The following is a 12,983-nucleotide window of genomic DNA, read 5'->3' on the forward strand; positions in this document are numbered from 1 at the left end:
AGAACGGCGGGACGACCCGTGGATCGCGGGCACTTGGTGACGCTGCGACATCGGCCGGTATGGCGATCCACCACAGAGCGGAGGACTCAGAGAATGGCCGGCGCGATGCGCAAGATGGCGGTCTACCTCGGCCTCGTGGAGGACGATGGGTACGACGGCCGGGGCTTCGACCCCGACGACGACTTCGAACCCGAGCTGGAGCCGGAGCCCGAGCGGGAGCGGCGCCACACGCCTCCGCGCCAGATGGAGCGTGAGGAACCGGTACGAGTGGTGCAGCCCCCCGCTCCCCGGGAACCGATCGCCCATTCTGTCCCGGTACTCGCCGAAAGTGGACGTCCGGCCCGAATCGCCCCCGTGGCATCCATCACACCCGAACGTCCGAGCATGGAGAAGAACGCACCGGTGATCATGCCCAAGGTCGTGTCCGAGCGGGAGCCCTACCGCATCACCACGCTGCACCCCCGGACCTACAACGAGGCCCGTACCATCGGGGAACACTTCCGTGAGGGCACCCCGGTGATCATGAACCTCACGGAGATGGACGACACGGACGCGAAGCGACTTGTCGACTTTGCCGCCGGACTCGTCTTCGGGCTCCATGGCAGCATTGAGCGCGTGACGCAGAAGGTGTTCCTGTTGTCGCCTGCTAACGTCGATGTCACGGCGGAGGACAAGGCCCGGATCGCAGAGGGCGGATTCTTCAACCAGAGCTGAGAACACGAGAACCGGACGGACCGGTCGCGAAGCGGCCGGAACAAGTGAGAGCACGTAAGTCAGGGGAGAGGGAAACGCGGGATGGGCGTCGCACTACAGGTGGTCTACATCGTGCTGATGTGCTTCCTCGTCCTCCTGATCGTCCGACTTGTCATGGACTACGTCTTCCAGTTCGCCCGTTCATGGCAACCCGGTAAGGCGATGGTGGTCGTTCTCGAGGCCACCTACACTGTCACCGATCCACCGCTCAAGCTTCTGCGGCGACTCATCCCGCCGCTGCGTCTCGGGGGCGTGGCACTCGACCTGTCCTTCTTCGTTCTGATGATCATCGTCTACATCTTGATCTCCATCGTGAGCAGCTTCGCGAGGTGAATGTGGACGATACGGTCTTGCCGACTGCCGACGACTACGTAGAGGTGAAGAAGAGATGCCGCTGACCCCCGAGGACGTGCGGAACAAGCAGTTCACGACGGTCCGCCTCCGAGAAGGCTATGACGAGGACGAGGTCGATGCCTTCCTCGACGAGGTCGAGGCCGAGCTGACCCGCCTGCTCCGCGAGAACGAGGACCTGCGCGCCAAGCTGGCCGCCGCGACGCGTGCCGCCGCGCAGAACCAGCAGCAGCAGGGGATGCGCAAGCCCCCGGAGCAGCAGGATCGTCCCGTCGGTCCCGGCGCGCCCGTGCCCGCCGCCATATCCGGACCGCCGGTCCAGCAGCAGCCGCAGCAGATGGGCCCGCCGCAGCTTCCGTCCGGTGCCCCGCAGCTGCCCGCCGGCCCGATGCAGGGCGGCCCGATGCAGGGTGGCCCCATGCAGGGTGGCCCCATGCAGGGCGGCCCGATGGGTCCCGGCCCGATGCAGGGCGGCCCCATGGGTCACCCGCAGCAGCAGCAGATGCAGCAGCAGCAGATGCAGCAGCAGATGCCGCCGCAGATGCAGCAGCAGCCTGCCCAGGGTCCCGGTGGCGACAGCGCCGCGCGTGTCCTCTCGCTGGCCCAGCAGACCGCCGACCAGGCGATCGCCGAGGCCCGCTCCGAGGCCAACAAGATCGTCGGCGAGGCGCGTTCGCGCGCCGAGGGCCTGGAGCGGGACGCCCGCGCCAAGGCGGACGCTCTCGAGCGGGACGCGCAGGAGAAGCACCGCGTCGCCATGGGCTCCCTGGAGTCCGCCCGCGCGACGCTGGAGCGCAAGGTCGAGGACCTGCGCGGCTTCGAGCGCGAGTACCGCACGCGTCTGAAGTCGTACCTGGAGTCGCAGCTGCGCCAGCTGGAGACCCAGGCCGACGACTCGCTGGCCCCGCCCCGCACGCCGGCCGCGGCCTCCCTGCCGCCGGCCCCGTCGATGGCCTCGGCGGGCGCGAGCGCGCCGTCCTACGGCGGCAACGGCGCGATGGGTGGTGCGCCGTCCATGGGTGGCGCCCCCTCCTACGGCGGTCAGCAGCAGATGTCCCCGGCGATGACCCAGCCGATGGCTCCGGTCCGCCCGCAGGCTCCGCAGCCGATGCAGCAGGCACCGGCGCCGATGCGCGGGTTCCTGATCGACGAGGACGACAACTGACGGCGCGTGGTCGCGCGATGAGCGCGTAGCCGTCGGCAGGCTGAAGGGCCGGGCCCCCGGGAAACCGGGGGCCCGGCCCTTTGCCGTGGGCGGGCGACGGTGCACACGGGACGGCGCGCTTGGCGGCGCCTCCGCCTCTTGTGCCTGGACCCGCACCCCCTGTGCGCCGTGCACGGGGTGCGGGTCGGGGCGCGGACGCCGGGGCCCGGCAAGGGGCGCCGTTGCGTTGTGCCCACCCTCCCCAGACTCCGTCCGGGGCCCCCACGCCCCAGCGGACCGCATGCCCACAACGGGGGGCGATGGCCCACCACGGGGCTCGGGGTGGGTGTGCGGAAGGCCCGGCGGGCCCGTCGTGGGGTGCCGGGCCTTCCGGGGTGGGGTCAGGCCTTGCGGAGGCGGAACGTCAGGGTCAGGGGCTCGTCCGTGAACGGGGTGCCGAACGTGTCGTCCCCCTCGCCCCGCGTCCAGTCCGTCGCCAGGACCTCGTCCGCGATCAGGTCCGCGTGGGCCGTGAGGGCCTCCACCGTCTCCGGGGAGTCCGCCTGCCAGCGCAGAGCGATGCGGTCGGCGACGTCCAGGCCGCTGTTCTTGCGGGCCTCCTGGATGAGGCGGATCGCGTCACGGGCGAGGCCCGCCTTGCGGAGCTCCGGGGTGATCTCCAGGTCCAGGGCGACCGTCGCGCCCGCGTCCGAGGCGACCGACCAGCCCTCGCGGGGGGTCTCCGTGATGATGATCTCCTCGGGGGTCAGCGTGATGTCCTCGCCGTTGACCGTGAGGGACGCCTCGCCCGAGCGCAGGGCCAGGGACAGCGCCGCCGCGTCCGCCGCCGCCACCGCCTTCGCCACGTCCTGGACGCCCTTGCCGAAGCGCTTGCCCAGGGCGCGGAAGTTCGCCTTGGCCGTCGTGTCGACGAGGGAGCCGCCCACCTCGGAGAGGGACGCCAGGGAGCTGACGTTCAGCTCCTCCGTGATCTGGGCCTGGAGTTCCGGCGAGAGGGCCGCGAAGCCCGTCGCCGCCACCAGCGCCCGGGAGAGGGGCTGGCGGGTCTTCACGCCCGACTCCGCGCGCGTCGCCCGGCCCAGCTCCACCAGGCGCCGGACGAGCAGCATCTGCTCGGAGAGCGTCTTGTCGATCTGCGCCGTGTCCGCCTCCGGCCACGTGGCCAGGTGGACGGATTCCGGGGCGTCCGCGGTCACCGGCACCACCAGGTCCTGCCAGACCCGCTCCGTGATGAACGGGGTCAGCGGGGCCATCAGGCGCGTGACCGTCTCGATCACGTCGTGGAGGGTGCGCAGGGCCGCCTTGTCGCCCTGCCAGAAGCGGCGGCGCGAGCGGCGGACGTACCAGTTGGAGAGGTCGTCGACGAAGGCCGAGACGAGCTTGCCGGTGCGCTGGGTGTCGTACGACTCCATCGCCTCGGTCGTCTCGGCGACCAGCGTGTTCAGCTCGGACAGCAGCCACCGGTCGAGAACCGTGCGGTCGGCCGGCGCCGGGTCCGCGGCGCTCGGCGCCCAGCCCGAGGTGCGGGCGTACAGCGCCTGGAAGGCCACCGTGTTCCAGTACGTCAGGAGGGTCTTGCGGACGACCTCCTGGATCGTGCCGTGGCCCACCCGGCGGGCCGCCCACGGGGAGCCGCCGGCCGCCATGAACCAGCGGACGGCGTCGGCGCCGTGCTGGTCCATGAGCGGGATCGGCTGGAGGATGTTGCCCAGGTGCTTGGACATCTTGCGGCCGTCCTCGGCGAGGATGTGGCCCAGGCAGACCACGTTCTCGTAGGACGACTTGTCGAAGACCAGCGTGCCGACGGCCATGAGGGTGTAGAACCAGCCGCGGGTCTGGTCGATGGCCTCGGAGATGAACTGGGCCGGGTAGCGGGACTCGAAGAGTTCCTTGTTCTCGTACGGGTAGCCGTACTGCGCGAACGGCATGGAGCCCGAGTCGTACCAGGCGTCGATGACCTCCGGGACCCGGGTGGACTCCAGGGAGCAGCCCTCGGCGGGGCAGGTGAAGGTCACCGCGTCGATGTAGGGGCGGTGCGGGTCGAGCTCCGACTGGTCGGTGCCGGTCAGCTCGGTCAGCTCGGCGCGCGAGCCCACGCACGTCAGGTGGCCGTCCTCGCAGCGCCAGATCGGCAGCGGGGTGCCCCAGTAGCGGTTGCGGGAGAGCGCCCAGTCGACGTTGTTGGTGAGCCAGTCGCCGAAGCGGCCGTGCTTGACCGAGTCGGGGAACCAGTTCGTCTTCTCGTTCTCTTCGAGCATGCGGTCCTTGACCGCGGTCGTGCGGATGTACCAGGACGGCTGCGCGTAGTACAGCAGCGCCGTGTGGCAGCGCCAGCAGTGCGGGTAGCTGTGCTCGTAGGGGATGTGCCGGAAGAGCAGCCCGCGCGCGTCCAGGTCGGCGGTGAGCGCCTCGTCGGCCTTCTTGAAGAAGACGCCGCCGACCAGCGGCACGTCCTCCTCGAAGGTGCCGTCGGGGCGGACCGGGTTCACGACCGGCAGGCCGTACGCCTTGCAGACCTTGAGGTCGTCCTCACCGAAGGCGGGGGACTGGTGGACCAGACCCGTACCGTCCTCGGTCGTCACGTACTCGGCGTTGACGACGTAGTGCGCCGGCTCCGGGAACTCGACCAGCTCGAACGGGCGCTGGTAGGTCCAGCGCTCCATCTCCGCGCCCGTGAAGGACTCGCCGGTGGTGACCCAGCCCTCGCCGAGGGCCTTCTCCAGCAGCGGCTGCGCGACGACGACCCGCTCGTCGCCGTCGGTGGCGACCACGTAGGTGACCTCGGGGTGGGCGGCGACCGCCGTGTTGGACACCAGGGTCCACGGGGTCGTCGTCCACACGAGGAGCGCCGCCTTGCCGGCCAGCGGGCCGGAGGTCAGCGGGAAGCGGACGTAGACGGAGGGGTCGACGACCGTCTCGTACCCCTGGGCCAGCTCGTGGTCGGAGAGGCCGGTGCCGCAGCGCGGGCACCAGGGGGCGACCCGGTGGTCCTGGACGAGGAGGTCCTTGTCGAAGATCTGCTTCAGGGACCACCAGACCGACTCGATGTACGAGGGGTCCATGGTCCGGTACGCGTCGTCGAGGTCGACCCAGTAGCCCATGCGGGTCGTCAGCTCGGCGAACGCGTCCGTGTGCCGGGTCACCGACTCACGGCACTTGTCGTTGAACTCGGCGATGCCGTACGCCTCGATGTCCTTCTTGCCGGAGAAGCCGAGCTCCTTCTCGACGGCGAGCTCGACCGGCAGGCCGTGGCAGTCCCAGCCGGCCTTGCGGGCCACGTGGTAGCCGCGCATGGTCCGGAAGCGGGGGAAGACGTCCTTGAAGACGCGGGCCTCGATGTGGTGCGCGCCGGGCATGCCGTTGGCGGTGGGCGGGCCCTCGTAGAACACCCACTCGGGGCGTCCTTCGGACTGCTCCAGGGTCTTGGCGAAGACCTTGCTCTCCTGCCAGAAATCGAGCACGGCGTGCTCCATCGCGGGCAGGTCGACCTGGGCGGGCACCTGGCGGTACTGCGGCGGTGTCATCGAGTTCCTCCGGCGGACTGTCGTCATTCCGTCGGAGGGACGAGAGAGCTGCTCCCGCGGTACCACCCTCCTTGGCCCGGGGCGTGGACGCCCTGAGCCCCCTCATTGGGGTCGCGACGCCGGGTCTAGTCGCCGCAGACTCCTGCGGCTTTCTTCCGACGGCTCCGGGGTGATGCTTCACATCGGGCTCGCCCCCGGGCTCTCACCGTCCCCGGGTCGCTCATGGCTGCGTACGACGCTACTCGTCCCCATCCAAGCCTTTCGCTCCGCCCAGTGTACGGGGCCCGAAGCGGGGTGGCAGACCGGTTTTCCCGTGACCCGAATGGCCATACGGGGCGGGCCGGACTTGGGGTGCGGCCATGTGGGGGAGGGGCGGGACGGATTACCCGGCGGGGAGCTGGGCACAACGGAGGCAGGTCCGCCCCGAGGGGGGCGGGGGCGGGGTGGGATCGGCGGCGAGCCCCGTTGCCGCGGGCCCTGGGCCGATTTATCGTCCCAGCACGATTCGCGAGCAAGATCACAAAATGTGAAGGGGCCGCGACATGGTGGCGAAGAAGACCGCCGCGAAGAAGACCTCGGCCGCCGGTTCCACCGGTTCGGCCGAGGGCGCCAAGGACGTGGCCGGGAAGAAGACGACGGTCGCGGAGCCGCCGACGGTCGCGAACAACGCGAAGAACACGAAGACGCCCGCCACGCGGAAGACCGTCGCGAAGAAGACCGTCGCCAAGAAGGCCGCGGCGAAGAAGGCCGTCCCCGGAGAGGCGGGCGCCGAGGAGTCGGGCGCCGTGTCGCCGGACGGCGGGGAGACGGTCGCTCCTGGGGCCGCCGCCGGGAAGACGTCCGCCACGAAGGCGGCGAGGAAGGCGGTCGCCAAGAAGGCGCCCGCCGCCAAGAAGCAGACAGGAGCCAGGACGGTGGCAGTGAAGAAGACCGCGGGTGGCGTCACGACCGCCGGTGACGAGGCAGCCGTGCCTCCGGCCCGTACCGGCGAGCTCGCCGTGCGTCCCGGCGAGGATCCCTGGACCCCGGAAGAGGTCGCCGAGGCCCGCAGCGGGCTCCAGGCCGAGGTGCTGCGGCTCCGCAGCGAGCTCGTCCACTCGCAGGAGGAGCTGACCGGCCTCATGCGCGACTCGGGCGACGGCGCGGGGGACGACCAGGCCGACACCGGAACCAAGAACATCACCCGGGAACACGAGCTGGCCCTCGCGGCCAACGCCCGGGAGATGCTGGAGCAGACCGAGCACGCCCTGGAGCGCCTCGACTCCGGCACGTACGGCCTCTGCGAGGTGTGCGGGAAGCCGATCGGCAAGGCGCGGATGCAGGCCTTCCCGCGGGCCACGCTCTGCGTCGAGGACAAGCAGCGGCAGGAGAGACGCGGCTGACGATCTCGGCTGACGGTCTCGTACGCCTGTGCCGTACCCTCGGTGCACGGTCAGGCATCGAGGTCGAGGGACTCACTCACGTGGCAGAGGCGGAGCGCATCATCGGTACGCCGGATTCAGCAGGGGCCGACGAGACGGCCGCCTCCGACGAGACGGTGGCCGCCGACGGAACGGCCACGCCCGACGACGGGTCGGCCGCTCCCGAGGAGCGGCCCCGGGGCAGGCGCAGGATCCTCGCCCTCTTCGTGGTGGCCGTCCTCGCCTACCTGCTCGACCTGGGCAGCAAGATGCTGGTGGTCGCCAAGCTGGAGGGCCGCGAGCCGATCCGGGTCGTCGGCGACTGGCTGCGCTTCGACGCCATCCGGAACCCCGGTGCCGCGTTCGGCATGGGCGAGGCCTTCACGATCATCTTCACCTGCATCGCCGCCGCCGTGATCGTCGTGATCATCCGGCTCGCGCGGAAGCTCTACAGCCTGCCCTGGGCGATCGCGCTCGGTCTGCTGCTCGGCGGCGCGCTCGGCAACCTCACGGACCGGATCTTCCGCTCCCCGGGCGTCTTCGAGGGCGCGGTCGTCGACTTCATCGCCCCCGCGCATTTCGCCGTCTTCAACCTCGCCGACTCGGCGATCGTGTGCGGTGGCATCCTCATCGTGATCCTGTCGTTCCGGGGCCTGGACCCCGACGGCACCGTCCACAAGGACTGAGTGGATCTTGCCGCGAGGCCCGAGGTCCTCGCGGCAAGGCATACTCGACGGGTGAGTACGAGTCCCGAGATCCGCACGCTGCCCGTTCCCGATGGCCTGGAGGGCGAGCGCGTCGACGCCGCCATCGCCCGTATGTTCGGGTTCTCCCGTACGAAGGCGGCCGAGCTGGCCGCCTCAGGGAAGGTCCAGGTCGACGGCTCCGTCGTCGGCAAGTCCGAGCGGGTCAGCGGCGGCGCGTGGCTCGAGGTCGAGATGCCGGGCGCCGCCGCTCCGGTGCAGATCGTCGCCGAGCCCGTCGAGGGCATGGAGATCGTCCACGACGACGACGACATCGTCGTGATCATGAAGCCGGTCGGCGTCGCCGCGCACCCGAGCCCCGGCTGGACCGGCACCACGGTCATCGGCGGCCTCGCCGCCGCCGGGTACCGCATCTCCACCTCCGGCGCCGCGGAGCGCCAGGGCATCGTGCACCGCCTCGACGTCGGCACCTCCGGTCTGATGGTGGTCGCCAAGTCGGAGTACGCGTACACCTCGCTCAAGCGCCAGTTCAAGGAGCGCGTGGTCGACAAGCGCTACCACGCGCTGGTCCAGGGCCACCCCGACCCGATGAGCGGCACCATCGACGCCCCCATCGGCCGGCACCCGAACCACGACTACAAGTGGGCGGTCACCGCCGACGGCAAGGCCTCCGTCACGCACTACGACCTCATCGAGGCGTACCGCTCGGCCTCGCTGCTCGACATCAAGCTGGAGACGGGCCGCACCCACCAGATCCGGGTGCACATGTCCGCCCACCGCCACCCCTGCGTCGGCGACCTCACCTACGGCGCCGACCCGACGATCGCCAAGCGCCTCGGTCTGACCCGGCAGTGGCTGCACGCCGTCCGCCTCGGCTTCGAGCACCCCGGCGACGGCTCGTGGGTCGAGTTCGCCAGCACGTACCCCGAGGACCTCCGGAAGGCCCTGGACCGGATCGCGGCGGAGAGCCAGTGAGCGGCGCGTACAGCGTCCGTGAGGCGCTCGGCGCCGAGGACCGGGAGGCCTGCTTCGCGGTCCGCCGCGAGGTCTTCGTCGAGGAGCAGGGCGTTCCGCCGGAGCTGGAGTACGACACGTACGACGCGACGGCGGTGCACGTGCTCGCCGTGCGCGAGGACGGGCTGCCGCTGGGCACCGGCCGTCTCCTGTTCGGGCCGGACGCGACCGGGAAGACCGGCGCCGACGCCTCCGTCGGTTCGCTCGGCCGTCTCGCGGTCTCCCAGGCCGCCCGCGGCCTCGGGGTCGGCGCGGCGCTCGTCCGGGCCGTCGAGGGCGTGGCGCGCGAGCGCGGTCTGACCGCCGTCGACCTGCACGCCCAGACCCACGCGCTCGGCTTCTACGAGCGGCTCGGCTACCAGGCGTACGGCCCCGAGTTCCCGGACGCGGACATGCCCCACCGGGCGATGAGGCGCGCCCTGTAGCACCCCCGCTCCTCCTGTGGCGCTCCCTGCCCCCTGTGCCGTCCGCCGCGTTCCGGCGTGCACCGGGGGCAGTGGCCGTTGAAACGGACATACGTGACAGGGTGGGGGCCGTGGATCAATTGGCCCTGTTGTTCTTGCTGCTGCTCGGCGCCCTGCTCACCGTGCCCCTCGGCGAGCGGCTCGGACTGCCCGCGCCCGTCCTGATGACCCTCGTCGGGATCGCGCTGGCCCTGCTGCCCTTCGTGCCGAACGTCGAGATCCCGCCGGAGTTCATCCTCCCGCTGGTGCTGCCGCCCCTGCTCTACGCCTCCGTGCAGCGCACCTCCTGGCGCCAGTTCGCGGCGAACAGACGCCCCATCTTCCTGCTCGCGGTCGCCCTCGTCTTCGTGACCACGGCCGCCGTCGGCGCGGTCGCGCACGCCCTCGTGCCCGGCATCTCGCTGGCCGCCGCGATCGCGCTCGGCGCCCTCGTCGCACCGCCGGACCCGGTCGCGGCCACCGCCGTCGCCGGCTCGCTCGGGCTGCCGAGGCGGCTCGTGTCGATCCTGGAGGGCGAGGGCCTCTTCAACGACGTCACCGCGATCGTGCTCTACCACGTGGCGATCGCCGCCGTCGTCAGCGGCTCCTTCTCCTGGCCCGAGGCGATCGGTGAGTTCGTGCTGTCCGCGGTGGTCGCCATGCTCCTCGGCCTGGTGCTCGGCTGGCTCACCAACAAGCTCATCGGACTCCTGGGGGACGCCACGCTCCAGACCGGGCTCACCCTCCTCGTCCCCTTCGTGAGCTACGTCCTCGCCGAGGAGCTGCACGGCTCCGGCGTCCTGGCGGTCCTGATCACCGCCCTCTTCCTCGCCGAGCACGCGGCCGACGCCGACGACGTCATGGGCCGGCTCGCCGGGCAGACCTTCTGGCAGATCGTCGACACCCTCGTCACCGGCATCGCCTTCGGGCTCATCGGGCTGGAGCTCGTCCACGTCTTCGGGGTGGCCGAGGGGCGCGGCCCGGAGATGCTCGGCTGGGGCGCCACCGTGGTCGCGGTGGTCGTCGGGGTCCGGCTGCTGTGGCTGCTGCCCGCCACCTGGCTCGCGAAGCGGCTCCACACGCGCCGGGACGTCGACGAGGAGATCCCGATGAGCTGGCGGGAGACCGTCGTCATGTGGTGGGCGGGGATGCGCGGGGTGGCCTCGGTGGCGCTCGCGCTCGCCATCCCGCTCCGCACCGACGACGGCGAACCCTTCCCCGGCCGCGACGAGATCGTCTTCATCGCCTTCTGCGTGATCATCGCCACTCTCGTCTTCCAGGGGCTCACCCTGCCCTGGCTGGTCCGCAAGCTCGGGGTGCGGGCCGACGCCGACGCCGAGCGGGCCCTGGAGCGGGACCTGGCCGTCCGGGCCGCGAAGGCCGCCCGGCGCAGGCTCAAGGAGATCGAGGAGGTCGAGGAGCTGCCCGAGGAGGTCCAGGAGCGGCTGCTGCGCGGGGCGTACGACATCGGGGCCCGGATCAGCCCGGACATGGTCGACGAGGAGCGGAGGGCGGCCTTCGTCGAGCGGACGAAGCGCTTCAAGGCAGTGCAGCGGATCCAGCGGGAGCTGATGTCGGCCGCCCGGCACGAGGTGCTCGCGGCGCGCAGTGAGCCGGGCGCCGACCCGGAGGTGGTGGACCGGGTGCTGCGGCAGCTGGATGTGCGCAGCATGCGGTGACGGTCGTGCCGACGGGTTCGGTGACGGTCGGTGGCGGGTGGCAGGATGGCGGGTATGGACATCATGCTTTTCCACTCGGTGTACGGGCTGCGCCCGACCGTCCGGGACGCGGCCGACCGGCTGCGGGCCGCCGGGCACCAGGTGTGGGTGCCGGACCTCTTCGACGGCTGGACCACCGAGTCGGTGGAGGAGGGCATGGCGAAGCGGGACGAGATCGGCAAGGACGAGCTGCTGAAGCGGGCGATCCTGGCCGCCGCCCCGTACTCGGAGCGCGGTCTGGTCTACGCGGGCTTCTCCTTCGGCGCCTCCGTCGCGCAGACCCTGGCCCTCGGCGACGAGAAGGCGCGCGGGCTGCTGCTGCTCCACGGCACCTCGGACCTCGCGCCGAACGTGTCGGTGGACGAGCTGCCCGTACAGCTGCACGTGGCCGAGCCCGACCCCTTCGAGACGGACGACTGGCTGTCCGCCTGGTACCTGCAGATGCGCAGGGCCGGGGCGGAGGTGGAGGTCTACCGCTACCGGGGCGCGGGGCACCTGTACACGGACCCGGAGCTGCCGGACTGGGACGCGGAGGCGGCCGAGCGGACCTGGTCGGTGGCGCTGTCGTTCCTGGAGGACCTGTAGGGCCGGTCGTGGCGCGGGGGTGTGGCCCCCGGGGGACTCCCCCGGGGGCCACACCTCTGTTCCGGACGCTCCGTCAGGAGCGGTACGCGGCCCAGTGCTCGTTCATCCGGGTCACCTGGCCCGAGGTGAACTGGTACATGCAGGAGTCGTACGTGTAGTCCATGAAGTTGTGGATCGGGTCCACGCCGGCCTTGGTGGTGCAGGAGTCACGGCCGGTCGGGCACTCGTACGCCGGGCTCGACTCGGCGGGGGTGTCGGCGACGGAGTCGCCGTTGCCGTTGCAACCGCCCTGGAACGTGTGGTAGAGGCCCATCCAGTGGCCGACCTCGTGCGTGGCGGTGTCGCCCTCGTTGTAGTTGGCCGCGGAGCCGCCCGGCAGCGAGGAGTCGAGGACGACGACGCCGTCCATCTTCGGCTGCGAGGCGTAGGAGGACGGGAAGGTCGCCCAGCCGAGGAGGCCGCCGCTCAGCTTGGCGGTGTAGAAGTTCAGCGCGCCCGCGCCGCCCTTGCGGAGGGTCTGCTTCATCTGCTTCTCGGCGTTGGAGCCGGAGGCCAGGTTGTACCAGGTGGAGTTGTTCGTGTAGTCGGTGCCGGCCAGGGTGAACTGGTAGTTGGTGTTCACGTTGCCGGTGCCCTGGCCGCCGTAGGCGGCGTTGAGGACCGCCAGCTGGTTGTTGAGGGCGGTGGCGGAGAGCTTGCCCGTCGTCCCGGAGTGGATGACGTGGAAGTAGACGGGGATGTTCACCACGGCGGCGGCGCCGGCGGAGGCGCTGAGACGTCCCTGCGAACGGGCCGAGGCCAGCTTCTTCCTGAGGTCGTCGTCCATGGACTTGGCCTTGGCGGCCGTGACCTCGTTGGGCTCGGCGGCGTGGTCGTCCGCGCCGCGCGCCTTGCGGGCGCCGGAGACGGCGGCGGTGCCGTCCACGCACTCCTCGGCGGAGGCGCCGGCCAGGGTGGCGGTGGTGGCGCCGCCCGCGACCGAGGGGGCGGAGAGGGGGGCCAGGGCCAGGGTTCCGGCCATGACGGCCGTACCGAATATCCGGCGGGACGTACGCGGGGATATGCGGACAAGAGCACGCACGGTGACTCCTCGTGGGGGGTGGTGGGGAGGAACTTCCTCCGCCACGCCGAGGAGATTACGCGTCCATGTCAGGCCGAATTGAGGAGTGATCAAGCCCAATCATTCGTGCGGCATTTCGGGGCATCGGGAAGAAAATCTTGTGCCCTTCCCGGAGTTTGAGATCCCGACGTGACGGTGGAGCGGACGGAGGCGGGTGGTGTGTCCGGATTCGATCGCCGGATCCAGCCACCCGCCGTAGCGATGTG

Annotated in this window: 11 protein-coding genes; 9 read left to right on the forward strand and 2 right to left on the reverse strand. The window is 71.0% G+C overall.

The features are described from left to right. The first annotated feature begins 93 nt into the window (after positions 1-93). The 3 genes from ACRRSS_RS08410 (at position 94) to ACRRSS_RS08420 (ending at position 2,269) form a co-directional block, all read left to right on the forward strand. Entirely contained in the window at positions 94-714 is a 621-nt protein-coding gene (locus ACRRSS_RS08410) for a cell division protein SepF (RefSeq protein WP_351905450.1), read from the forward strand. A gap of 81 nt (positions 715-795) precedes the next feature. Next, on the forward strand, positions 796-1,086 hold the full coding sequence (locus ACRRSS_RS08415; protein ID WP_017238790.1) for a YggT family protein: 291 nt from the start codon (positions 796-798) through the stop codon (positions 1,084-1,086). A 55-nt stretch (positions 1,087-1,141) separates the two neighbouring features. Continuing rightward, complete coding sequence (locus ACRRSS_RS08420) at positions 1,142-2,269, forward strand: DivIVA domain-containing protein (protein ID WP_435970598.1); 1,128 nt, start codon at positions 1,142-1,144, stop codon at positions 2,267-2,269. A gap of 380 nt (positions 2,270-2,649) precedes the next feature. Here the strand turns inward: ACRRSS_RS08420 and ileS are convergent, their stop codons facing one another. Further along, positions 2,650-5,793, reverse strand: a complete 3,144-nt coding sequence (gene ileS, locus ACRRSS_RS08425; RefSeq protein WP_435970599.1) for an isoleucine--tRNA ligase — start codon at positions 5,791-5,793, stop codon at positions 2,650-2,652. A 542-nt stretch (positions 5,794-6,335) separates the two neighbouring features. On the opposite strand from ileS, the gene ACRRSS_RS08430 reads away from it, so the two are divergent. The 6 genes from ACRRSS_RS08430 (at position 6,336) to ACRRSS_RS08455 (ending at position 11,657) form a co-directional block, all read left to right on the forward strand. Beyond that, entirely contained in the window at positions 6,336-7,175 is an 840-nt protein-coding gene (locus tag ACRRSS_RS08430; protein ID WP_435970600.1) for a TraR/DksA family transcriptional regulator, read from the forward strand. A gap of 80 nt (positions 7,176-7,255) precedes the next feature. Beyond that, positions 7,256-7,879, forward strand: a complete 624-nt coding sequence (gene lspA, locus ACRRSS_RS08435; RefSeq protein WP_435970601.1) for a signal peptidase II — start codon at positions 7,256-7,258, stop codon at positions 7,877-7,879. Between the two features lie 51 nt (positions 7,880-7,930). After that, positions 7,931-8,872 (forward strand): RluA family pseudouridine synthase, encoded by a 942-nt coding sequence (locus ACRRSS_RS08440; protein ID WP_435970602.1) that lies wholly within the window; start codon positions 7,931-7,933, stop codon positions 8,870-8,872. Continuing rightward, the gene (locus ACRRSS_RS08445; protein WP_435970603.1) at positions 8,869-9,336 is read left to right on the forward strand and encodes a GNAT family N-acetyltransferase; all 468 of its coding nucleotides are present in this window, start codon (positions 8,869-8,871) and stop codon (positions 9,334-9,336) included. The genes ACRRSS_RS08440 and ACRRSS_RS08445 overlap by 4 nt, the downstream gene beginning before the upstream one ends. Positions 9,337-9,446: 110 nt before the next feature. Further along, entirely contained in the window at positions 9,447-11,033 is a 1,587-nt protein-coding gene (locus ACRRSS_RS08450; protein ID WP_435970604.1) for a Na+/H+ antiporter, read from the forward strand. 54 nt (positions 11,034-11,087) lie between these two features. After that, on the forward strand, positions 11,088-11,657 hold the full coding sequence (locus ACRRSS_RS08455; RefSeq protein WP_435970605.1) for a dienelactone hydrolase family protein: 570 nt from the start codon (positions 11,088-11,090) through the stop codon (positions 11,655-11,657). A gap of 73 nt (positions 11,658-11,730) precedes the next feature. On the opposite strand, the gene ACRRSS_RS08460 is transcribed toward ACRRSS_RS08455, so the two are convergent. Further along, positions 11,731-12,678: a zinc metalloprotease gene (locus ACRRSS_RS08460; RefSeq protein ID WP_435975277.1), complete on the reverse strand. Its 948-nt coding sequence runs from the start codon at positions 12,676-12,678 to the stop codon at positions 11,731-11,733. Positions 12,679-12,983: the final 305 nt, after the last annotated feature.

The sequence above is a fragment of the Streptomyces sp. Qhu_M48 genome (assembly GCF_051305195.1).
GTDB lineage: Bacteria > Actinomycetota > Actinomycetes > Streptomycetales > Streptomycetaceae > Streptomyces.

Excerpts from the sequence above, each read along its gene's own strand:
- ACRRSS_RS08420 (WP_435970598.1), top strand. The coding sequence starts at position 1,142 with ATGCCGCTGACCCCCGAGGACGTGCGGAACAAGCAGTTCACGACGGTC.
- ileS (WP_435970599.1), bottom strand. The coding sequence starts at position 5,793 with ATGACACCGCCGCAGTACCGCCAGGTGCCCGCCCAGGTCGACCTGCCC.
- ACRRSS_RS08430 (WP_435970600.1), top strand. The coding sequence starts at position 6,336 with ATGGTGGCGAAGAAGACCGCCGCGAAGAAGACCTCGGCCGCCGGTTCC.
- ACRRSS_RS08415 (WP_017238790.1), top strand. The coding sequence starts at position 796 with ATGGGCGTCGCACTACAGGTGGTCTACATCGTGCTGATGTGCTTCCTC.
- ACRRSS_RS08410 (WP_351905450.1), top strand. The coding sequence starts at position 94 with ATGGCCGGCGCGATGCGCAAGATGGCGGTCTACCTCGGCCTCGTGGAG.
- ACRRSS_RS08460 (WP_435975277.1), bottom strand. The coding sequence starts at position 12,678 with ATGGCCGGAACCCTGGCCCTGGCCCCCCTCTCCGCCCCCTCGGTCGCG.
- ACRRSS_RS08455 (WP_435970605.1), top strand. The coding sequence starts at position 11,088 with ATGGACATCATGCTTTTCCACTCGGTGTACGGGCTGCGCCCGACCGTC.